At 54.6% G+C, this 20,648-nt stretch carries 19 protein-coding genes; 6 read left to right on the top strand and 13 right to left on the bottom strand.

The window, feature by feature from the left end; genetic code table 11:
* The first annotated feature begins 103 nt into the window (after positions 1–103).
* Positions 104–424, top strand: coding sequence for a hypothetical protein (locus tag SH528x_RS03265; RefSeq protein ID WP_442509103.1), 321 nt, complete (start codon positions 104–106; stop codon positions 422–424).
* Between the two features lie 71 nt (positions 425–495).
* Here the strand turns inward: SH528x_RS03265 and SH528x_RS03260 are convergent, their stop codons facing one another.
* The 11 genes from SH528x_RS03260 to SH528x_RS03210 form a co-directional block, all read right to left on the bottom strand.
* Positions 496–897, bottom strand: coding sequence for a hypothetical protein (locus SH528x_RS03260; RefSeq protein ID WP_442509102.1), 402 nt, complete (start codon positions 895–897; stop codon positions 496–498).
* A 122-nt stretch (positions 898–1,019) separates the two neighbouring features.
* A complete protein-coding gene (locus SH528x_RS03255) occupies positions 1,020–2,303 on the bottom strand; it encodes a beta-ketoacyl-[acyl-carrier-protein] synthase family protein (RefSeq protein WP_442509101.1) in 1,284 nt (427 codons plus the stop codon).
* A gap of 63 nt (positions 2,304–2,366) precedes the next feature.
* Positions 2,367–2,873, bottom strand: a complete 507-nt coding sequence (locus SH528x_RS03250; RefSeq protein ID WP_442509100.1) for a 3-hydroxyacyl-ACP dehydratase FabZ family protein — start codon at positions 2,871–2,873, stop codon at positions 2,367–2,369.
* Positions 2,874–2,879: 6 nt separating this feature from the next.
* Positions 2,880–3,269, bottom strand: coding sequence for an acyl carrier protein (locus SH528x_RS03245; protein ID WP_442509099.1), 390 nt, complete (start codon positions 3,267–3,269; stop codon positions 2,880–2,882).
* 136 nt (positions 3,270–3,405) lie between these two features.
* Positions 3,406–3,900, bottom strand: coding sequence for a 3-hydroxyacyl-ACP dehydratase FabZ family protein (locus tag SH528x_RS03240; protein WP_442509098.1), 495 nt, complete (start codon positions 3,898–3,900; stop codon positions 3,406–3,408).
* Positions 3,901–3,988: 88 nt separating this feature from the next.
* Entirely contained in the window at positions 3,989–4,570 is a 582-nt protein-coding gene (locus SH528x_RS03235) for a DMT family transporter (protein ID WP_442509097.1), read from the bottom strand.
* Positions 4,571–5,026, bottom strand: coding sequence for an aspartate 1-decarboxylase (gene panD, locus SH528x_RS03230; RefSeq protein WP_442509096.1), 456 nt, complete (start codon positions 5,024–5,026; stop codon positions 4,571–4,573). It abuts the gene before it with no gap.
* A gap of 4 nt (positions 5,027–5,030) precedes the next feature.
* Positions 5,031–5,408 (bottom strand): response regulator, encoded by a 378-nt coding sequence (locus SH528x_RS03225; protein ID WP_442509095.1) that lies wholly within the window; start codon positions 5,406–5,408, stop codon positions 5,031–5,033.
* Between the two features lie 238 nt (positions 5,409–5,646).
* Complete coding sequence (locus tag SH528x_RS03220; protein WP_442509094.1) at positions 5,647–7,908, bottom strand: outer membrane protein assembly factor BamB family protein; 2,262 nt, start codon at positions 7,906–7,908, stop codon at positions 5,647–5,649.
* A gap of 117 nt (positions 7,909–8,025) precedes the next feature.
* Positions 8,026–10,293 (bottom strand): outer membrane protein assembly factor BamB family protein, encoded by a 2,268-nt coding sequence (locus SH528x_RS03215; RefSeq protein WP_442509093.1) that lies wholly within the window; start codon positions 10,291–10,293, stop codon positions 8,026–8,028.
* A gap of 148 nt (positions 10,294–10,441) precedes the next feature.
* A complete protein-coding gene (locus SH528x_RS03210; RefSeq protein WP_442509092.1) occupies positions 10,442–10,807 on the bottom strand; it encodes a cupin domain-containing protein in 366 nt (121 codons plus the stop codon).
* Between the two features lie 1,034 nt (positions 10,808–11,841).
* Between SH528x_RS03210 and SH528x_RS03205 the strand changes: the two genes are divergently transcribed.
* Both SH528x_RS03205 and lpxB read left to right on the top strand, forming a co-directional pair.
* On the top strand, positions 11,842–12,189 hold the full coding sequence (locus SH528x_RS03205) for a hypothetical protein (protein WP_442509091.1): 348 nt from the start codon (positions 11,842–11,844) through the stop codon (positions 12,187–12,189).
* A 671-nt stretch (positions 12,190–12,860) separates the two neighbouring features.
* On the top strand, positions 12,861–14,048 hold the full coding sequence (gene lpxB, locus SH528x_RS03200; protein ID WP_442509090.1) for a lipid-A-disaccharide synthase: 1,188 nt from the start codon (positions 12,861–12,863) through the stop codon (positions 14,046–14,048).
* Between the two features lie 275 nt (positions 14,049–14,323).
* Here the strand turns inward: lpxB and SH528x_RS03195 are convergent, their stop codons facing one another.
* Positions 14,324–15,517 carry an esterase-like activity of phytase family protein gene (locus SH528x_RS03195; RefSeq protein ID WP_442509089.1) on the bottom strand — a complete coding sequence of 398 codons (1,194 nt, stop codon included), beginning with the start codon at positions 15,515–15,517 and terminating at the stop codon, positions 14,324–14,326.
* Between the two features lie 340 nt (positions 15,518–15,857).
* On the opposite strand from SH528x_RS03195, the gene SH528x_RS03190 reads away from it, so the two are divergent.
* The 3 genes from SH528x_RS03190 (at position 15,858) to acs (ending at position 20,163) form a co-directional block, all read left to right on the top strand.
* Positions 15,858–16,052, top strand: a complete 195-nt coding sequence (locus SH528x_RS03190; protein WP_442509088.1) for a hypothetical protein — start codon at positions 15,858–15,860, stop codon at positions 16,050–16,052.
* 560 nt (positions 16,053–16,612) lie between these two features.
* Positions 16,613–17,671 (top strand): suppressor of fused domain protein, encoded by a 1,059-nt coding sequence (locus SH528x_RS03185; protein ID WP_442509087.1) that lies wholly within the window; start codon positions 16,613–16,615, stop codon positions 17,669–17,671.
* Positions 17,672–18,204: 533 nt separating this feature from the next.
* Positions 18,205–20,163: an acetate--CoA ligase gene (gene acs, locus SH528x_RS03180; protein WP_442509086.1), complete on the top strand. Its 1,959-nt coding sequence runs from the start codon at positions 18,205–18,207 to the stop codon at positions 20,161–20,163.
* Here the strand turns inward: acs and SH528x_RS03175 are convergent.
* The gene (locus SH528x_RS03175) at positions 20,160–20,648 is read right to left on the bottom strand and encodes a hypothetical protein (RefSeq protein WP_442509085.1); all 489 of its coding nucleotides are present in this window, start codon (positions 20,646–20,648) and stop codon (positions 20,160–20,162) included. The two genes, acs and SH528x_RS03175, sit on opposite strands and share 4 nt — an antisense overlap.

Here is a 20,648-nt window from a genome sequence, read left to right as displayed (position 1 = left end):
TTGCGTTTTGACCTAACGTGTCACCGCGGATGCGATGAAGTAAGTAGCCGAAAGCGGCACCTCTTCAAAATCAAAAACACAAAACATCCTGCGGAGTTTGATCATGGCTAAGTTTTACGTTCAATCTGGAAATTTGCGTACCGTCGTTCAAGCAGAATCGAGCCGCAAAGCTGCAATTTGGGCCGTCCACGAAGCGATGCAGCAAGTATTGCCCGTCGACGACGAGTTTTCGCAATCAAAATCCGACCGTGACAGTTCGGAAATGAGCACCGTGATCATGTTGACCAAGCGGATCACGATCAGCGAACGAGGCTTTGATCGTAGCGACGCCTCCATCATGTCGACGCTAGAAGTGATGAACGAGTGGAACCAAATGGTCACCACACTCGATCGACTCGAGCAAATGATGCACCATGCGGCGTAGCGTGTGTGCCGTTTCGTGTGCCGGCGACCAGCGGATCGACGGGAAGGTAATCGCGAGGTGTAGTGCCCTCGCTATTCTTTTCGCAGGTAGCCGGCACTGGTTTGAAAGAACCGACTACGGCGGACGACCGGTTGAGCTTGATCCTGAGCAGCCTCTTGCAAATCCAACAAGTTGGCTTGGCAGTAGCGACATCCGACTTCCTCGAGATGGAAGCGGATGTAGTCACTCGGTTCGGCATCAAGCGTGCCAAGAATGTATTGGCCGAGTTCCGACCGTGAGGGGCACGACAGCCGTTCGCGTCGCCAAATTCCCGCGATCGTATGCAGTCCCGCAGCGTCACGCCCTTGGATTTCGACCAACCGTTTGCGTAGCGAGGCGTCACTGCGTAACGCTTGTTCGAGTTCCGAGCTACGGTTTGCCGGTAACGCTTCGTCCAGAAAAGCCGCCAGTTCCGAATCGGTGAACGCGTTCATGGTTGCATGCTCGCTGTTTGTAGCGGTGGTCGTAGCGAATGTCGCCAAGACTTTCGGCGATCCGAGCGTGAACGAAACTCATGGCGAGTCTCGCTACCTCGGAATCAATGTGGCCCCAATCTCTAACCGTCAAAACGGCTCAGGCACAGCGTGACGTTTTGTCCGCCGAAACCAAAACTGTTGTTCAACGCGTAGCGGATGTCCGCTTCACGAGCGACGTTGGGAATGTAATCCAAATCGCAGTCGGGGTCGGGGTTTTCTTGGTTAATCGTTGGTGGCAACACTCCGTCGCGAATCGCCATCAAACAGACAATCATTTCGGTCACGCCGGCTGCCGCAATCAGGTGTCCCATCATGCTCTTAGTGCTACTGACCGGAGTGTTGATCGCGTTTTCGCCGAACACTTCCCTGCACGCTTTGGTTTCGACTTTGTCGTTCACCGTGGTGCTGGTTCCGTGTGCGTTGACGTAACCGATGTCATTGGGCGTTAACCCAGCGTCAGCGATTGACATTCGCATTGCCGCGATCCCGCCATGGCCATCCGGTGGAATGTCGGTGATGCGATACGCATCGGCAGTGGTTCCGTAACCGGCGACTTCGCCATAGATCGTGGCTCCGCGACGTTTGGCGGCTTCGAGTTCTTCGAGCACGACCATTGCCGATCCTTCGCCAAGAACGAATCCGTTTCGCAAACGGTCAAACGGACGGCTTGCCTTGGTTGGTTCGTCGTTGCTTTCGCTCAGCGCGGTTAGCAAGTTGAATCCGGTCACGCCGAGCGGATGGATCATGCTGTGGGTTCCACCGGCGAGCATCACGTCGGCATCGCCCCGGCGGATGATTTCGGTGGCTTCACCGACCGCTTGGCTGCTGGCGGCACAGGCGGTCAAGCAGTTTAGGTTGGGGCCTTGAGCGTTGAACATCGCGGCCAAGTGAGCCGCAGGCATGTTCGGTTCTTGCTCGAGTTCTTTAGCGGGATCGAGCAGCTCGAGTCCTTTGCCAACGAACTTGGCTGCGTCGTACGTGCCACTGGCCAATGCCGCGGACATCATACGGCTGAATGTTTGGAAATCCTGATTGCCTTCGCCGCTGCCCATGTAGACACCGAAACGAACGGGATCGGTGATCGAGTCCATCACGCCGCTGTCTTGCATCGCTTGCTTGCCCGCACCGATGGCAAAACGAGTGTGTCGGCCGCGGTTTTCCCACTGCTCGATCGACTCACCCACTTTCGAGACGTCCCAATTTTTGACTTCCGCACTGATCTTTGTGGGAAAGCCGCTGGCGTCAAACAACGTTGTTTTCGCAACGCCGCTTTTGCCTTCTTTCAGCCCCGACCATACGGTCGCAGCGTCATGGCCCATCGGGTTAATCATTCCGATACCAGTGACGACGACTCGGCGACGCATGGGGAAACCTTGGGTGTGGAGAGTGAAAACAGGAAAACAAACAGAGAAGTAAAGCAGATTGGTTTAGAGGTTATCGTAGATCGGAACCGGGGTTCCGTCTGCTTTCACCGCCACGTGGAAAAAGTTCATCAGACGCAACATCGATTCTAAGTCACCGGGTCCGAATAACGGCCCCGTGGTAAAGCGATCTTGGTCTAAGAACGCAAACATCAAGTCGATCTCAGCGTGCAACGTCTCGTCAATGTGGCTGACGCAGGTCACGGTCGCACCGGTGTCCTGCAGCGATTCGACTTTGACGTGGTATCGCAATTGGTCACCGGTCCGTGCCGGTTCATGAAAGATCGCCTTGCCAACTTTGGCTAAGACACATCGTTTTTCAAAACCATAATACTCAGAAACCAAAATGCCGCCGAGTTGGGCCATGCCTTCGATTACAAGCGTCGGTGGCAGCACCGGGTAGCCGGGACAGTATTCATCCACGACTTCCTCGTCCAGCGAGACATTTTTAATCCCGCTGGCATGACTGCCGCTAACAAACTCAGTAAAACGATCGATCCAAAGCCAACGCATCGACGACTACGCTCCGACTTTAGTTTCGACGTAGTTGCACAGGTCGCCTACGGTCAGCAGGTTACCGAAGTCCTGAACGCGAGGATTCTTTTCGAATTCCGAAAGATCGGCCCAAGGCATACGTCGCTTCAGCTCGGCCATGCCTTCGGCAGTAACAACGCCGTCTTTGACGAATTCCGAGTTGGTCAAAACGTCTTCAGGCGAAAGTTCTTCACGAGGGATCGTGATATCGAACGCTTTTTCAAGTTTGAAGACGATATCAAGAAAGTCGATCGACTCGGCACCCAGGTCGCCGACCAAAGTCGCTTCGCGAGTCACTTCGTCATCATCCACGCCCAATGCGTCGATCAAGGCTTCTTGTACTTTTTCGAAAATCTCTTCTTGGGAAAGTGCCATCGAGTGGATCCTTTAAGGTCTGTTCACATAAACGGAGCGATAGGGATGCGTCATTTTCAGACGCGTAAATTGTATTTTTGAAGTCACTCGAGGAGCCTGGCAACAAGGGCCGAGCCTCGTGGCGACTCGTTCAAGCCTAGCTCGCAGCATCGGCTGGAATCAGATCAATCGAGCCAAACAGTTCGTCAAATTGCTTTTTCGCACGTCGGCGAACGTCTTCATCGGTCTTTAATCGTTTAGGATCATTGCAAGAACGACGCTGTAGCACCAGACGAGCGGAAACCGTCGTGCGTCCCTCTTTCTGTGCCGTCGCCTTGACCGTGGTCAGGTCACCGTCGTTTTTGATCACTTCGGCGTTGATTTTCAGTGTTTCACCCGGCGAGAGGAAGTCGCCAAATTTGACGCCGCGGACCTCCTTCAAGATGACCAGCGCGTTCTCGAAACCGTCGCCAGTGCGGATCATCCAAATTGCCGCTTGGTGCAGGGCTTCGAGCATCATTACCCCCGGCATAACCGGAAAACGGGGAAAATGGTCCAGCAAATATTCTTCATCGGCGTGGAGAGTTCGCTCCGCCGTGATTCGGACTCCAGGTTCAATGGAGGTGATTTTGTCGAGTTGTCGGTACTTCATTTTCCGGTCATTGGCGGGTGTGGTTTCGCCATAAAATAGTTTTCGGGCTGTTTTGCCTCAACCTTAATTACCGCTGTTTAGCCCCTGTTTACTCGGAATTCGTCGATTCGACGACCGGGGATGAGGTCAGATTTGCGGAATTTGAAAGCGTTTGCTCGCTTAGTTCAGCGTTTTGTACACTGCGTTTTGCAGCCTGTTCGCCACGTTTGGCTTGGGCAATCACCAAAACACCGGCAACGAGCAAGGCGACTCCGAGTAGCCGCAGCGGTGACGCCGTGGCTTGCGGATTGCCCATCCATCCATAGTGATCCAGTAAAATAGCCGCCAAAGTTTGACCTGTCATGACGGCAGCAAACCACGGGACCGAGCCAACACGGGGGACAAAGAACAGCGACGTCGTGACGACCACCACTCCGATCGCACCGCCCGACCAGATCCACCATGGTAATTGCCCGGGCGTCGATTGAAATGACGGAGGAAAAACACCGGTAAAAAGGCACAGAATCAACAACAGTGCCGTGCCGACCGAAAACGAGATTAACGCCGCTTGATAGGGGTGAGCCAACACCTTGCTAAGGGATCCATTCACGCTCGGTTGAACCCCAAGCACACAGCCTGCGGCGAGGCCGACGAGAATCGCGATGGTCAGCATGCCCGAAGCGTGTTGCACCTAGCAACCCTTTGCGGTTTCGACCGCTTTGGCGTTTTCGGACGATTTGCCGTTTGGGGCTGCATCACGACGTTGCGGGCCGGCGATTTCGGGCCCCAAATGCTTGATTTGGTTCTCGGCGTCGACGAATACCAATCGCGGGCGATGCTCCGCCACTTTGTCTTCGGGGACCATCGTATAGGTCGCCAAGATGACTCGATCACCTGGGTGCACCAAATGAGCCGCCGCGCCATTCATGCAAACGTCACTCGACCCAGGAATCCCCGGGATCGCATACGTTTCCAAGCGAGTGCCGCGAGTCACATTCCAAACGTGCACCGATTCATAGGCGCATATGCCTGAGGCTTCGAGCAATTCGGGAGGGATCGTCACACTGCCTTCGTAATCAACATCCGCGCCCGTGACGGTCGCGCGATGGATTTTGGCGGAAAGCAGTTTACGAAAAGGACCTGTCATCGTTTTACTCGCTCAGATACGGCTCAAGCAATTCACGCGTCTTCGTGTCATCGATTGATAATTTTCCGAAACCGAGCACGCCCCCGGCATCGATGGATGCTTGTTGATGTTCTTCGTAATTGGTCACCAACATGATTGGTATCGAACCCACTTCGGGATCCGCTTTGATCTTTTTCAGGATCTCCAATCCGTCGGAATAGTCGCGATCAAGTTTGCGATTGACCGTGACAAGATCGACTTTGCGGGTGCGAAGCGTTTCCAGCGTGTCTTCGAGCCCGTGGGTTTGCACCACGGAGGCTTTGAAGTTCGAGGAAACCATTCGCCGAATCGAATTGAAGTCTGGACCGCAATTTCCGCAATCCACGAGCAACTTAGACATCATCAAACCAATTTTATGCAAGTCGGGTCCCGGCGTCCTGCCCCCCGAACAAACGGGTGTCGTCGGGCGAAGCTGCCGATACTGAGAAACTTTAGAGATTAGCCATGTCGCAGAGCACGACAAGGCGGTTGCTAAATGGAACAGTCGCAGCGACCTCGTTTTCAAAGGGCTGCGACTTCCATTATGGCACCAGAATTCACCACTCAGCCGAACTTTGGCCGAAGATCACTTCCTACGCGGGTTATTCGCCGGTCTTTCCGATCGCGAATAATTTGTCCTTCGTACTGATGTAAATCGTGCCGTTGGCGGCCACAGGGGTGCTGTAAACACTGGTTCCCATGTTGATTTCGTCCATGGGTTCCTTGTTGTCAGGACCAAATTCAAAGACCGCAACGTCGCCATCTTCGTCACCGATAAAGACACGTCCATCGGCGATCAGCGGGCTGCCCCAGCTCTGGGCAAACATGTCATAGGTAAAGTAAACGGTGGGCGTTCCATCCTCTTTTGGCTTGGCGTTCAGACAGTGGACCAATCCTGAGAAGTCGGCGATGTAAAGAATGTCATCTTTGATGGCCACGGTGCCACAGCTGCGATGCATCTTTTCTTCGAAGTCGAGATCACCGTCACCGTTCTGGTCCGCCATGCTGTAGTGCCACACTACGGCCGAGTTGGAATTGTCCACCGCAGCTTCACCGTTCTTCGGATCCACCGCTTGAATACGACGGTGAGGAATCGGGGTCCGCGAGCCATCGGCTTCGATCTTGACGGCCAATTGTGGCGAAACGTCGCCTCGTTTGGTCGGATCGATGCACCACAGATGGCCTTCGCCTTCACCGTGCTCGGGGTCTTGGCCGACCGCGATGTAGACCAATCCGTCGTAGGCAACCGGAGTTGCAATCAAATTGTTTCGAGTTCCTTCACCGCCAAGAATCCACTTTGTTTCTTTAGGGTTGGCGTCAAATTCCCACAACAACTCGGGTTTGCCGTCTTTGCCCTGGTCGGCCCGGTAACTGCGAAGGTAGCCATCGCCGCCCGCGAACAAGACTTGAGGCACACCACCAAATTCCGCCACCATCGGGCTGGACCATTGTCCGTGCAGAATGTTGGTGCCTGGAGCGTTGTCGGTCCAGTAAAGTTCGCCGGTGTTTTTGTTCAAACAGATAAAGCTGGCCGCATCGGGGGCTGGCAGATTGATGTGCGATTCGTCCAGGCCGTTGCTGGTGTTAACGAACAACAAGTCACCGTAGGCAGTCACGCTACAGGCACACATGTTGTGCTGGCTCGAACCGAGCTCGCTCATCATGTTGTAAACCCAGACTGTGTCCGCATCGCGTTTGTCATCCACCCCGAGCGTTTTGGTGAAAATCAGCTTAGGGCCGATCGCTTTGACGGTAATTGTTCGCTCGACGCCACCGAACTTGCCGGTTACCGCCCAAACTTTGCCTTCGGCCACGGCTTTGATCTTCGCGTCGCCTTCAAGAGCTTCGCCCGCTTGATCGAGCGATTCCTTGGCAGCGTCGGACAGTTTGCCTTCGCCCAAACCGGCCAGTGTATCGGCGTATGGTTTGGCACCGGGGCCAGCGTTCATGATTTCCGCGACGTTGGCGACTTCGTCTTTGACCGGACCGTCGTCCTCGCCATCGTGAAATCCTTCGGTGTCAACACAACGGACTTCGCCGCGGCTGGTGACGAACCATAATCGGTTGCCTTCGACCATCGAAGCACAGCAGATGCCTTGTAGCGGCCAATCGTGGACGCGGCCGGTGATCAATTTTTCGCTGCTATGTTGCCACAGAAATTCGCCGTTGGATTCGTCAAATGCGAGTAGGCATCCAAGATCCACGGTCGATGGATAGCGTTTCAGGTAACCCGCTCCGTTATTCGTTCCTACGAACACTTTGCCGCCCGAGATGACAGGGTTGCCGTAGGTTTGGCTACCCAGGTTGGCATACCAGCGGATATTTTCGGACTTCTCTTTATCCCATTCGCCCGTCTTGCGATCGAATTTGCCGATGTCCCACGACTCGGGAAGGTTTTCGACGTTGGGCGTGTTGTTACGCAAACGCGTACCACCCCACTGTGGCCAGTCGCCGCCGGCGCTGAGTATCTTTTCAGGCGTGATGCTTTCGCTGGTGTCGGCTTTTGTGCTGACGAGTGTTCGGGCAGCTGGTTTAGCCGCGTCCGAACTTGCCTTGTCTTCAGGTTTTGCTTCCTTAGCCTTTGGCTCGTCTGGTTTAGCAGCAGGCGCCTCTTTGGCTGGTGCCTCTTTAGCAGGCATCTCTACCGCAGGCGTTTCTACCGCGGGCGTTTCTACCGTCGCGGCGGTCGTATTGCTCGACTCGATGTCGCCTTGGTCGATATCCAGATCCAGATCGTCCGCTGCGATTTCAATCGAACCGGGAGCTTCAGGCGGTTTACAACCACTGAGCACGACCGAGGTAATGCTGCCAAAAACGGTAGCACCGAAAATCAAAGTCCATGCGGACCATTCATTCTTTTTCATAAGGAAAGAAGTTTTTTGAGCGAGAGGTTTGTTTCAGGAGGGGGTGAGGCAAGGCAAACCCAAAGGTTTCGAATCTGCCTTGCCGAGCATTCATTCTAGTGACGTCCGGCAAACGTGCTATTCGTTTGCGGTCACTTCGACGTTGTCGATGTAAATTTCAGCGTCTTTTGCGTTCCCATAAAGACCTGGGCTCGCGTTAAGGTTGGGGGACTCGTCACGGGCGGTGATCGTCCATTCCTTGGGTTCTGGCTCGTCACGAGGCCAAACTTTGCCCTTCAGCACAGTGACCGATGCTGGCGGTTCACTTTCGATTTCCGCACGGAATTTCATGCGATACCACGTGTTTTCCTTCCAAGGAAAGTCAATCGTTTCTGCCATGCGTAGCTGAGCCGACCAAGTCCGAATTTGAAGCTGTTGGCTCTGACCCATCAAGTCCATGACGTATCCGTGAGCGGTCAACCCGATGTCAGGCAGCTTGTCATTGTCGCGAGCCCCGCGAACATCCGCCGCAATGGTGTATTCCGATAAATCACTTGGCCCCATCCACGAACGGCTGCGTGCTCCCTTGGGAATCGTCGAGATTTTCACGAGTGCCGGCGATCCGTCCACATCGCGAATCACGTGGCGATAGCGGGCACCGACCCACGACAATGGGGGATCGGTCAAGCCATCAAAAGTGAACTTCCATGGCAACGGAGGAACGATGCGAATGCGGGCCGTTCCCGTCGCTTTCCCTGATTTCGCAGTGATCACGACGCCGGTGTGCGAGGCATCGGCATTGGCGGTAAAGGTCGAGCCTTCGATTTTTCCAGCACCTTGGACTTCAAATGTCACGTCGGCATCCACGTCGAGTGGTTGACCGATCCGATTGAAAAAGCGGGTACTTAGTTCAACCGATTCACCTGGTTGGACAATCGATTCTGCAGGAACGACCAAGATTTGAGCCACATCGGGGTTCTTCGAAACCGGAGTCTCCTCGCCCATTGAACTGGCCATATCGACGCTCTCTTGGGTGCCATTTTCGGTGGCGACACAGTAAAGCGTCTTCGAGCCAGGGAAATACAGTCGTCCATCGGCTACGATCGGCGATCCAGCGAAGTCGGCGTCATCGACGCGTCCCTTGCTCAGCACTTCGAAGCCGTCTTCGGTCGGTTTAACGACAGCCCAGCGGCCATTTTCGGTCAACACATAGATTTTTCCGTCGGCATACAGCAAGGCACTGCGTTGACGGCTGCCGACAAACGCTTTGCGCTCGACGATCGTTTCGCCGGTTTCGGCGTCAAAGATCCACATTTTGCAACGGTCGTCGACCAAGTAGACGCGGCCATCGACAAAGACAGGTTCGCTGTAACCCGCGACCACTTCTTCGCGTTTCCAGACCTCTTCGGCCTTGGTTTCATCGCCCGAGCCCGAAATTTTCAGTGCGACGATGGCTCCCATCGAGCTACCTGAGACATTCTCTTCACTGTGAGCCGCGAAAACGTGGTTTCCAACGACCATCGGTGTGGCATAGATGCCGCGGCGTGAAAGCGCGAAATTCCAAAGCGGTTTGCCCGTTCGTGGCTGAAATCCCCAGATCGCACCGTCGCCGGCGCCGAGGATCAGTTGGCGTTGGCCATCGATCGTGACCAAGCTCGGAGCCGAGTAGGTTGTGTCATACGGCAAATCACGTGTGCCGCTGAACCAGACGATTTCGCCGGTTCGCTTGTCCAATCCCAATAGACGATGGTTCGGTTTCGCAAATTCGCCCCAGTTGATGATGATCCCGCTGATAATGACAAGATCTTCATGGATGATGGGGAAATTGGTTCGTCCGCCGTAGGTACTGAGCATTCCAAACTGCTCGTGCAGCGGGATCTGCCACACGGTTTCGCCGGTTTCGCCGTTGATGCAGATGAAAATGTCACAAGCGCCAAGCACATAAACGTTGCCGGTTTCCTGGTCCCCGACGACGCTGCTCCATCCGATTCGCTCGGCCGGAACATCCGAAAGCCAGACGTTGTATTGGTTTTCCCAGAGCGTTTTGCCTGTCTTGGCATCCAAGCAGACCACTTTCTCGGATTCTCGCTCGGTTCCTGGCAACGCTCGTTGGATCGTGTAGAGTCGCTCGTTCATTACGATTGGGGTGCATGGCCCCCCGATGTCGTCGCGTTTCCACAGCACGTTGCTACCTTCGCCCCCATCGGGATCCCAATCCTCGGGCAAACTGGATGCGTTGGCGGAACCGTTGTAATGCGGGCCACGCCAATACGGCCAGCCAGCGTTATCAGCCTGGACCGGCTGGGGGACGCAGATCACAGCAATGGCAAAGATCAGCAGGGCTTGCATGGAACCAGCAAACCAACTCTTTCGGATAAGCGATGGCATTTGAAACGGGGATTGCATCGAAACTCTCTTGAGGGAAGGTCGGTGTGATTATTCGTGTCCTGCGACGACTTGCGCGTCCACAGTCCAATAGGCTCTCATTCGTATCCGGGCTCAGAATCTAGCCACACGGTGGATACCGATGGCCGTGATTTACTTGCCCGGACGTCTATTCCAAGTCAAAGTGTTCGTCGACGGCGTCAAAGTTAGGGGAACATACGATGATGGTTTTCATCTCGCCTACGGCGCGATGGCGAACGCCCGCAGGAATCAGGATAGCAGTTAAGGGGCGAACTGAGTGAAGGACTCCATCAAGCTCGATCGCAGCATCGCTTTCGCATTCCAGTACGACGTAAACCTCGGTGTGTTCATTGTGGTAGTGGGTCCGAGCATCGCGGGTGATTTCGGTCAGGTGAACCGTCCCTGGAAACTCGGGGCGCCCCTCAAACGCACGACGCGCGACGCCACATGGGCATGGCACCGCAGGTAAAGCGGTCAGGTCGACGATTTGTGGGGCAGTTTTCGCTCGATTCACGCTGTCAATCTGCTTGTTCTGGGTTCGTTCGGGGGGCGAGGTCTTTGATTCGAAGGTCTGAAAGGTCGATTCGCCGGGGGGCAAGGTACTAGCCGGTAGGTCGTCCCGATCAAAGTGCCTTCTTTGGGGGGCAGGAAAACGCAGGTGGTGGGCAATGCACCGGGGGGGAAGGCGATATGGAGGTGAGCGTTTGTTGGAAAATAGCGGCAAAACCCGGCAATTGCATTAGTTTATACCGATCTTGCCTAAGATGCCATGCGCAGAATAGTCACAGTCGGTTTTGCAGGAAAATCGAGTCGCTTTTGCCTAGCCGTCAAACCCTTCCAAGCGCCTGAAAATCGTTCGGATCACTGATTCTGAGGGCACCGTGCGCCGATATCGTTATTGTCCCGCTAACGCAGGCTTCACACCATCGAGTGTGAGCCAAGTTTTAGCGAGGCAAAATAGAAGGCTTCGATATCGGATGTCGAGGCGAAAAGGTATTTCGACCCAACTAGTGGTCGGTTACTCAACTTCATCCCAAAACGTCAGATTCATTTCTGATTGCGGCGGCGATGAATTCAGGTTCACAACAAGCTAACGAAGTCGGCGGGCCGGGTGCTCGCACCCGAAACGTTGGAGTTTGTTGAAAGAGTGATAAGGTGTGATCGTCGGCGACTTCGTTCGACGACTGGACCTTCCGCTTACCTGAATAACGAGCAATCGAACTCTTTTACGAAATGCCGACCAACACCCCGCAGAAAATGGCATAAAGGGAGACGTGGCTCCAATGAAGCGGACAATCTTAACTTTGACCCTCGTATTGGGTAGTTCAATTTGCAGCCAAAGCTTTGGATTCGATCTTTTGGATCGGATGCTTGGCGTTAAAGGCTGCGGCAGCTCAACGAGCTGCTGTGATGCACCAGCATATAACTGTGACAGCCCTTGCGGTTGTGAAACAGAACCAGCATGTGGCTGCGAAGCACCAGCATGCGGTTGTGAAAAATCGGGATGTGGCTTGCTCAAGGGCGGCCACAACCTTCTAGGCGGCCACTTTGCAGAACCTGCATGCGGTTGCGAAGCACCTGCCTGTGACGGCGGATGCGGAGTTCCAGCTTGTGGATGTGCAGAACCCGCTTGCGGTTGCGAAGCACCTTCATGTGGCAAAAAACTCGGTTGTGGCCTGTTCGGTCATGACAAGTCCGCTTGCGGATGTGCAGAACCAGCATGTGGCTGCGAAGCACCTGTCTGTGGCGGATGCGATGCACCGTCGTGCGGCAAGAAATCGGGTTGTGGCCTGTTCGGTAACAAGTCGGCTTGCGGATGTGCAGAGCCAGCATGCGGTTGCGAAGCACCTGTTTGTGGCGGATGTGAATCAGCACCTACTTGTGGCTGCGAAGTAAACGCCTGTGACTCGCCTTGTGGCAAGAAACAATGTGGCGGCTTGCTGTCGAAGTTGTTCTCGCACAAAAATGGCTGCGGATGCGACTCGGGCTGCGACAGCAGCTGCGGAGCTCCTGCCTGTGGCTGTGAAGTTGCTAGCTGCGACAGCGGATGCGACAGCGGTTGTGGAATCAAACGACCTGGTCTTTTGACCAAGTTGTTTGGAAACCTTGGCTGCAAAAAAGGTTGTGACAGTGGCTGCGACAGCGGCTGTGACAGCGGCTGCGGATGTGGAGCTTCGGCTCCTCAGTACTCCGCTCCTTACCAATCGGCACCGACTGCAGCTCCAGCAATGGAAGCAGCTCCAATGCCACCAGCACCGATCGTTGATCCAAGTGCTAGCGTGACCACCAAGCGTCGCGTCATTCAAGCTAGTGCAAGCTACGTTCGCTGAAAAATGCTTACAAAGGTAGCCCACTAAGCTATTAGACGTGACCTAAACGACCCGGTCGGGGAATTTCCCTGACCGGGTCGTTTTTTTTGCTTTCATTGAATTGTAGGCCGGACCGTAGACGCCCACTGAAAAATTCACATTGACGCTACGTCGCTAATTTTCTAGCTATGCCTATAGAGAAATCCCCAAAGGTCGGATCCCTGCGACATCCTCGTATCGCCAACCCACCCCGAAGACATGTCCAAACGCATCTTCTTTTCTGTTGGTGAACCCAGTGGCGACCAGCATGCCGCTCGCTTAATCACGCATTTGAAGCAATCGTATCCCGAGATCCAGACGACTGGTTTCGGTGGCGAGGCGATGCAGGCGGCAGGCTGCGAAATCGAATTGGACCTAACCAAACACGCGGTGGTGGGGATCCTCGAAGTCCTGCCAAAACTGCGTGAGTTCTTTGGTTTCGCCGATCAAGCCGAAGCGATTTTCAAATCGGGCGAGATCGACGCTGTCGTGCTTGTCGATTTTCCCGGATTCAATTGGCACATCGCCAAACGAGCAAAACGCTACGGCATCCCGGTCTACTATTACTGCCCGCCTCAATTGTGGGCCTGGGGCGGTTGGCGAGTGCGGAAGATGCGGCGCCTTGTCGATCACGTGTTAACCGTCTTGCCAGTCGAACAGACTTACTTTACCAAACACAACATTCCCGCCACCTACGTCGGACACCCGTTCTTTGACGCGGTCGCGTTGGCAAAGCTTGACGAACAATTGCTCGCTCGATTTGCCAAACAAGCCGAATCGGGTGATCAACTTGTCGCCGTGCTGCCTGGCTCGCGGACTCACGAAGTGCATCGCACATGGCCCGTGATGCTCGAGTCGATTCGTCAGCTGGCGAAAACCGATCCTGCGGCAAAATTCCTAGTCGCGGCCTATCGTGATCGACACTGTTTATGGTGCCGCAATCAATTGACCAAGGCAGATGCCGATTTGCCAATCGAATTCTACGTCGACCGCACCAGCGAAGTGATCCAAGCAGCGCGTTGCGCGATGATGGTCAGCGGGTCGGTGAGCTTGGAGTTGATGGCTCGGCGAACGCCCGCAGCAGTCACTTACCGCATCGGTCGGTTTCTGTACGCGTTCGCAAAAATGGTCGTCAAACTCGACTCGATTACGCTACCGAACTTGATGAGTCCACGCAAAGTCTTTCCCGAGTTTATCTCAGTCGGATCGACTCAGCCGGCCGTCGATTTTCTGACGCAATCGGTCGGTGCGATGCTGCACGACGAATTCTATTATCGCCAAACGCTCAAGGCGATCGATGAACTGTGCCGCCAACATGCCGGCGGCGGTGCGACGGCAAAAGCCGCAAATTGGATCGGTGAAAACGTGGTGGGTCACCGCGACGAAGCCTTGCGCAGCGCCGCCTAGTATTAAATGGCGGGATGACTCGTAGCGGAAGTCGTCAAGACTTTCGACCAGCTGTGTAGCCGATCAAAACTCTCGCACGAGTTCCGCTAAGCAGGTCGTTCGGTATATACCGGTGAAACGTCGATCCATTTGTGAGCCGACGGCACTAGCCGCGGGCCCGTCAATATTGCAGGAAACATGCCCGCGGCTAGCGCCGTCGGCTCAGATCATTATGTGGAATGACTCCTATTGAACTGCTTTCCCGGAAACGGAGCGACGCTGGAGTCACCATCCGCTTAACGATCCAATCCGTCGATCGCAAAGCAATAGATTTCGGTTTGAACCGACTTCTCGAAATCGTTGTCACAGCATACCCAAAGCGTGCGTCGACCATCGACCAAACGAGGCCCCCAGCACAAGCCTTCGGGTTTCTCGTGAGCGTGTTCGCCGCCGATACCAAACTTGGCATCGAGCAAATCGAGATACAAACTCTTTCGTGCGGGAATGACAGACGCCGGCAGGTCCGTCTTCGGCAACGACTCGATGTCGGTGACGTCCGTGGCGTCGGTGGTGTCGATCAAGAAGATCTTTTTCGTCTTTGCTTCGCTTCCCGCCTTGCCATCACGTTCCAGCACAAGGAAGCGGTCTTCGTCGATTGCCAAAATTTCGCTCGTGCCGCTGGCAAGATCATCTAATTGGTAAACGATTTCACGGATGCAGTTGTGATTGCCATCAAAGACAACGCAGCGACAATTCAGCCCCATGCAATATCCGTTTTCGATCACGGCGTCTTGGATCAGCGGGCTCTGCGGAACTGCAATCATGCGACTGCCGCTCGGCGTGACGGCGATCCCTTCCAAACCGCGGTTGCTGTAAACCCCTTTGGTAAAGGTGCCATTTTCAGGGCTTCGCAAACGGAACTTGTCCGGCACGGTGAATTCGTTCGAGATGCGTCCTGATTCATCAACGACGACAATATGAGGTCCATACTCGTCGCTGATCAACAATGATTTATCGGGCAGCAGACGCACGCTTTCGGGGTCAAACGCGGTCCAAGTGTGATGGGGATCCTTTGCATTGAGGTGCTTTTCATGCGCCTCGATCGAACCCACAAGTGGTTCGCCAGTCAGCGTGCTGAGCATTCGTGTTGTCTTGAGATCAAACGAAATGTTCCCCGTCGTTGGGTCTAAGACGAGATCGGCTTCGTGGTAGCGGCACGGATAGTTAACAATGCCATCACCGGCGCCACGATCGGCGAGCAGCAAAAAACGGTTTCCGGTGCCCGTGTATTCGATTCCAGAAAGACCGCCGAATTGATCGGTCATCGAGCCGTCTTCGAGCCTTTGCGGATCACGACTGTTATCGCGTCGATCGCCATCGATCGCGACTTTCCCAACCAGTTCAATTTGGGGCGTTGCCGCGTTGACCGCAGCCCCGCCAAAACCCAGCGTCGCAATTCCGATGCTGAAAAACGATCGAATCAGAGCCATTTTACAGGTCATTTATTGTGCCAGCAAAAAAACAGTGGGGTGAGTTGAAGCGACAATCGTTCCATTCTCGCGCAGGAAGAGAAGCCAAATCCTGCGATCTGTAGATCGAGCAGGATTATGCAAAAGCTTGGCGAAAATCAGATGTTGGAATTATGAAGATTGAGTGAAGGAATGGCTGTGAACTGGCTCACCCTAGAAAATCCTTTCTATGCCCCACGGTTTTTGCCGGCCATTTCCAACCTGTATTTCAAATCGGCTACGTCCAGTCATTGAGCGACGGCATTTGACTCTTGAATTCTGCCAGCAGTTCCTTCACGTCCGGGTCGCTCAACAGTTCGGGATGGCCGCGTTCAACTTCACCATGCCGCTGGTCTGGCTCTACGCCGTTGCAATCTGGGTTCGCGCATTCTTGGTCCGAGACCGCTTGTTCGGCGGGTTCTTTCTCGCGATTCTTACGCTTCCCGGTTGGTTTATCTTCACCGCGATCGTCACCTTTATAAATTTTCCGCTCGGGCGGATTAACTCCGACTTTTAGCTACAAGTGGGTCGGCCAACTTTTTAGTCATCACCTGTCGTCGCTTCGCGACTTGCCCAAGACATCCCTGCCCCATAACCACGGACTTGCGTCCGTGGCTGATGCCTGTCATCACTTCGTGATTGGTATCCCAAGGTAGTGAGTCGCCTCGGTGGCGGTTCGCTCTGTGTCGCATGCACGAATCTTTGCCCTGTACTCATTCGTGTTGATCCGTGCTAATCCGTGGCTGATGATTGGTTGGCGTTTGGTTGGCCACAAATTAGCACGAATCGGCACGAATTCTGCGTGGTCGGCTTGCGTGTCATCGTGAATGGGACATTCTCTGGCGAGTCAACATGACCGCTAACACGAGCTTGCTAAAAGGGCATGGCTTCGTCGCTGGAGTGTCTTTCGGTTGATCACATCTACCGCTTCGTTTACGTCCTCTGGTTGCCCCACCGTGAACGCCTCATTTGTTTGGCACGTTTTTCTCAGTTGCTAGAATCTATCGACTTGTCACGTATGATCAGATGTGCCAAGTTGCCTTTCGAAGTGTAAACTTTTCTCACCAGAGAACGCCCATGACTGATGAACCTCAAGTGTTGCTAGAAGAGGTCTCCCCACATGGAAATTTCCAGGCAGTCGTCGAGCAGGACTCGCGAGTCTGTACCTTCTATTTGTTTCAGGAGGGAAACGTTCGCCCCGTCTGGGTACGCAATTTGGCGCCAGCTCCAGAGTCTACCGATCGGGAGTCGATGTTAGCGGGGCGGGCCCCTATGCAAGACGCGCGTTTCTGCAATCATCCAGAAGGCAGCAAACCCCTAGTCGCCGAGCAACTACGAGTTGTTTGGTTTGATTCCGGCGACGGTGCTGCATTGCTCGAAAATGACGACCCCATCGCAATCATTCCGCACTGGGCGGGGCAGAGTGGATTTTCGGGGTACGCACGAGATTGTACTGGCGAGTCTGTTCACGCTTGGCCGTTGACGGAAATGAATGCCTTACGAAAGCGAATCGAGGATTCCGAAAGGTGGTGGCGCCAATGGGATGAGGACATTTGGGCTCCCTTCCAAGAAACGATGATCCATTCACTGGAGGTAGTGTTTGGGCCACACACACGATACTTCTCTATCGACGGAGGGAATTGGCCACCAAAAGCTCTCGCTCTATTCGAAAACGAAGACTCCTATACCTTGTTGTCGATTGGGGTATCGATAAGACCGCAACCCTGTACCGATCGTGACGAGATAAGGCCAGAAGCTCCGAGACGAATTGAACTCGGCATTTCAATCGACAAGAAGTTTGGCGAAGACGCAGTGATGAAACTGGGCGCCTACGTCAGTGCGCAGACAAATTTGCCGTGGACACTCAATACTTGCCTTGGAGAAGGACACAGTATTCCATGCGATTCAATGCCGAACGACTGTGGAGTTACTTATCCGGCTGTGCTACTCACGATGACGCCACCGAATTGTCCCTGCATTGCCTTGGGCGATATAGATGGTGAGCCTATCCACTTGTTGTGGCTTATTCCAGTTCAGGCTGCGGATAGGCAGGCTGCCGAGGAACAGGGTACTGCGGTGATTCTTGACCGATTGTGGGGTGAAGGTCGAGAAGTCGTCTTCCGAGGTGAGGGTTAAAGTAAAATTCAACGTGGGCGCTCTATCGAGCTGAACACAGGGACCTAGTCCGCACATCTTTTAGGTCCTGAGACGACTTGGATTCCAGCCCCTTGTTCATGAGAAGCCGCTTCTCTCCTCACGAAGCTCGCTGTGGAGTTGGGGGATGTGCCGGACACCTTTTGAGTAGCCTAGGCAATTTGGCTTGGCCCGTTTTTGACTTTTCTTTTCAAGGCTTTTCTCTTCGTTGCTCTGCTTGATCATGATAGCGGTTTTCGCTGAATGACGCGGTGCATCCAGGCTAAAACTTCGCTTGTGTGAGTACCGAGCGAATTCGGTAGGGGGTGCGTGCGTGTGGCGTGGGGGGATTCAAGATCAGCTCGTGGGGCACACGGACAAGGTTGGCCGTCGTAAGCTGGTCGCAATGCGGGTATAAAATCCATTGTGTGGTGAAATTGCGATGCCGATTCCATTACACTGTGCGTTTGTAAGCATCAAGATTGGGCCTTCGCGTTCGATCGATTCCCCCCTTTTTCCTGACTGGCTTCCCCACCATGACCAAATCTCCCTCAGGGCAAATTGACCACGTTCTGACCGAAGACCGTTTGTTCCCGCCTCCAGCCGAATTTACTCAGAAGGCCATTTTTTCGACGACCGACCAGTATCAGGAGATGTACAAGCGTGCGGCCGAAAACCCGGATGACTTTTGGCGCGAAGAAGCTCTCGAGCATCTGCATTGGTTCGAGCCATTCGGCGAAGTGTGTAAGTGGAATCCGCCTCACGCCGAGTGGTTTGTTGGCGGAAAAACCAACGCCAGCTACAACTGTTTGGATCGTCACATCGACGCCGGCCGTGGCGATCGCGCGGCCATCATTTGGGAAGGCGAACCTGGCGATACGCGGACACTTAGCTACAGCGAACTTCGCCGCGAAGTTTGCAAATGCGCCGAAGGGCTCAAACAGCTAGGCGTTGACGCAGGTGACGTCGTCAGCATCTACATGCCGATGACTCCTGAGCTTGCCATCGCGATGTTGGCTTGTGCCCGCATCGGCGCGGTCCACTCGGTCATTTTCGCAGGCTTTAGTGCCGAGTCGATCGTCGACCGGAACAACGACGCCGGTGCGAAATTGATGATCACCGCCGATGGGCTGTACCGTCGAGGCAAGATTTTGCCGCTCAAGAAAACGGTTGACGAGGCGCTCGAAAAATCGCCTACCGTCAAACACTGCTTGGTGCTGAAGCGTACCGGCCAAGACGATGTCGCAATGACCGACGGTCGCGATGTGTGGTGGCACGATGTGGTGGATACTCAGCCCGGTGAAATCGCTGCCCAGCCAATGGATAGCGAAGCATCATTGTTCATCCTGTATACCTCGGGCAGCACCGGAAAACCCAAAGGAATTCGGCACACCACCGCGGGCTACAATCTGTGGGCCAAGCGAACGTTCCAGTGGGTGTTTGATCATCGCGAAGACGACGTCTATTGGTGCACCGCCGATTGCGGCTGGATTACGGGGCACACGTACATCGTCTACGGACCGTTGTCCGCAGGGGCAACCTGTTTGATGTATGAAGGCGCGCCAAACTTTCCTGCCGAAGATCGCTTCTGGGAGCTGATTGAGAAGTACAAAGTGACGATTTTGTATACCGCTCCGACCGCGATTCGAGCGTTCATCAAATGGGGCGACGAGCATGTCGAAAAGCATGATCTATCAAGTTTGCGATTGCTGGGAAGCGTCGGCGAAGGGATCAATCCGGAAGCCTGGATGTGGTATCACAAAAAGATCGGCGCCGAGCGTTGCCCGATCGTCGATACGTGGTGGCAGACCGAGACGGGCGGCATCATGATGAGCCCGCTGCCTGGGATCACGGCAACCAAACCTGGGTCGTGCACCACTCCGCTGCCGGGCGTTGTGCCCTCGATCGTGGATGAAACGGGAAACGAAGTCGACGATCATCATGGTGGGATGTTATGCATCTCGAAACCGTGGCCGGGAATGCTGCGAGGCATTTGGGGCGACGAAGATCGTTATGCTGAACAATATTGGTCGATGGTTCCGGGAAAATATCTCACCGGCGATAACGCTCGCAAAGACAAAGACGGCTACTACTGGATCATGGGCCGCATCGATGATGTGATCAATGTTTCAGGACACCGGCTCAGCACGATCGAAGTCGAAAGTGCACTAGTCAGCCACCCAGCAGTCTGTGAGGCGGCGGTCGTCGGACGGCCTGATGAGATCAAGGGGCAAGCCATCGCGGCGTTTGTCACGATCCGTGATCGCGAACCGGACGAAGAGTTGCGCAAGGAGCTGAAACTGCATGTTCGCAAGCAGATCGGAGCGTTGGCACAACCCGACGATATGCGGTTCACTGCATCGCTGCCGAAAACGCGAAGTGGCAAGATCATGCGTCGCTTGCTACGAGACATCGCGTCGGGCAACGAGATCGGCGGCGATACGTCGACTCTCGAGGATTTCTCGGTATTGGCCAAGATCCGCGACGAAGACTAGCCCTGGATATATCGTGGCAGAGCCGATTCGGGATACCCGTCGTAGAAACGGCGGATCCAGTGTCGGCCGGACCACTGCTCTAGATGCCGCTGCCATCCGTTGCGTTGGAGCAACCGGTCGCTAATCGCTCCGTTGGTGACATGGGCGACGATCGCTGCGGCGTTACGAATGCGGGCAATTTCCTCGAGCACGCGTATCGCACCGATAAAGGTTTTGTAGCCTGCAAGCTGGCCTGAGCGAATGTAATCGAGCGTCAAGAAGCCCTGCATGCCAAACGGTTGATGGTAATCGAGCCAGCAGACGTCGTCGTTCATCCGTCCGTATTTCGATTGCCACCAGACTTGGGCCACCGACACGCTGCCCGCGACGAGCCGCCGCTGGACTTTGACAAACCGGCCGCCCTGCATCACGATCCGGCCACACCGCCACGAACGCAACTGAGCGTGGCCATCGCGAATGTCGGTGATGCAACTCGGTCCAAACAT

Origin of the sequence: Novipirellula methanifontis (assembly GCF_052161655.1) — a bacterium.
Taxonomy (GTDB): domain Bacteria; phylum Planctomycetota; class Planctomycetia; order Pirellulales; family Pirellulaceae; genus Novipirellula.
This window is presented reverse-complemented; position numbering and strand designations above follow the sequence as displayed.

What these genes read in the sequence shown, in the direction of transcription:
- SH528x_RS03185 (WP_442509087.1), top strand. Translation starts at nt 16,613, where the DNA reads ATGACTGATGAACCTCAAGTGTTGCTAGAAGAGGTCTCCCCACATGGA.
- lpxB (WP_442509090.1), top strand. Translation starts at nt 12,861, where the DNA reads ATGTCCAAACGCATCTTCTTTTCTGTTGGTGAACCCAGTGGCGACCAG.
- SH528x_RS03175 (WP_442509085.1), bottom strand. Translation starts at nt 20,648, where the DNA reads ATGTTTGGACCGAGTTGCATCACCGACATTCGCGATGGCCACGCTCAG.
- SH528x_RS03245 (WP_442509099.1), bottom strand. Translation starts at nt 3,269, where the DNA reads ATGGCACTTTCCCAAGAAGAGATTTTCGAAAAAGTACAAGAAGCCTTG.
- SH528x_RS03215 (WP_442509093.1), bottom strand. Translation starts at nt 10,293, where the DNA reads ATGCAATCCCCGTTTCAAATGCCATCGCTTATCCGAAAGAGTTGGTTT.
- SH528x_RS03225 (WP_442509095.1), bottom strand. Translation starts at nt 5,408, where the DNA reads ATGATGTCTAAGTTGCTCGTGGATTGCGGAAATTGCGGTCCAGACTTC.
- SH528x_RS03250 (WP_442509100.1), bottom strand. Translation starts at nt 2,873, where the DNA reads ATGCGTTGGCTTTGGATCGATCGTTTTACTGAGTTTGTTAGCGGCAGT.
- SH528x_RS03195 (WP_442509089.1), bottom strand. Translation starts at nt 15,517, where the DNA reads ATGGCTCTGATTCGATCGTTTTTCAGCATCGGAATTGCGACGCTGGGT.
- SH528x_RS03265 (WP_442509103.1), top strand. Translation starts at nt 104, where the DNA reads ATGGCTAAGTTTTACGTTCAATCTGGAAATTTGCGTACCGTCGTTCAA.
- SH528x_RS03260 (WP_442509102.1), bottom strand. Translation starts at nt 897, where the DNA reads ATGAACGCGTTCACCGATTCGGAACTGGCGGCTTTTCTGGACGAAGCG.
- panD (WP_442509096.1), bottom strand. Translation starts at nt 5,026, where the DNA reads ATGACAGGTCCTTTTCGTAAACTGCTTTCCGCCAAAATCCATCGCGCG.
- SH528x_RS03240 (WP_442509098.1), bottom strand. Translation starts at nt 3,900, where the DNA reads ATGAAGTACCGACAACTCGACAAAATCACCTCCATTGAACCTGGAGTC.
- SH528x_RS03255 (WP_442509101.1), bottom strand. Translation starts at nt 2,303, where the DNA reads ATGCGTCGCCGAGTCGTCGTCACTGGTATCGGAATGATTAACCCGATG.
- SH528x_RS03220 (WP_442509094.1), bottom strand. Translation starts at nt 7,908, where the DNA reads ATGAAAAAGAATGAATGGTCCGCATGGACTTTGATTTTCGGTGCTACC.
- acs (WP_442509086.1), top strand. Translation starts at nt 18,205, where the DNA reads ATGACCAAATCTCCCTCAGGGCAAATTGACCACGTTCTGACCGAAGAC.
- SH528x_RS03190 (WP_442509088.1), top strand. Translation starts at nt 15,858, where the DNA reads ATGGCCGCGTTCAACTTCACCATGCCGCTGGTCTGGCTCTACGCCGTT.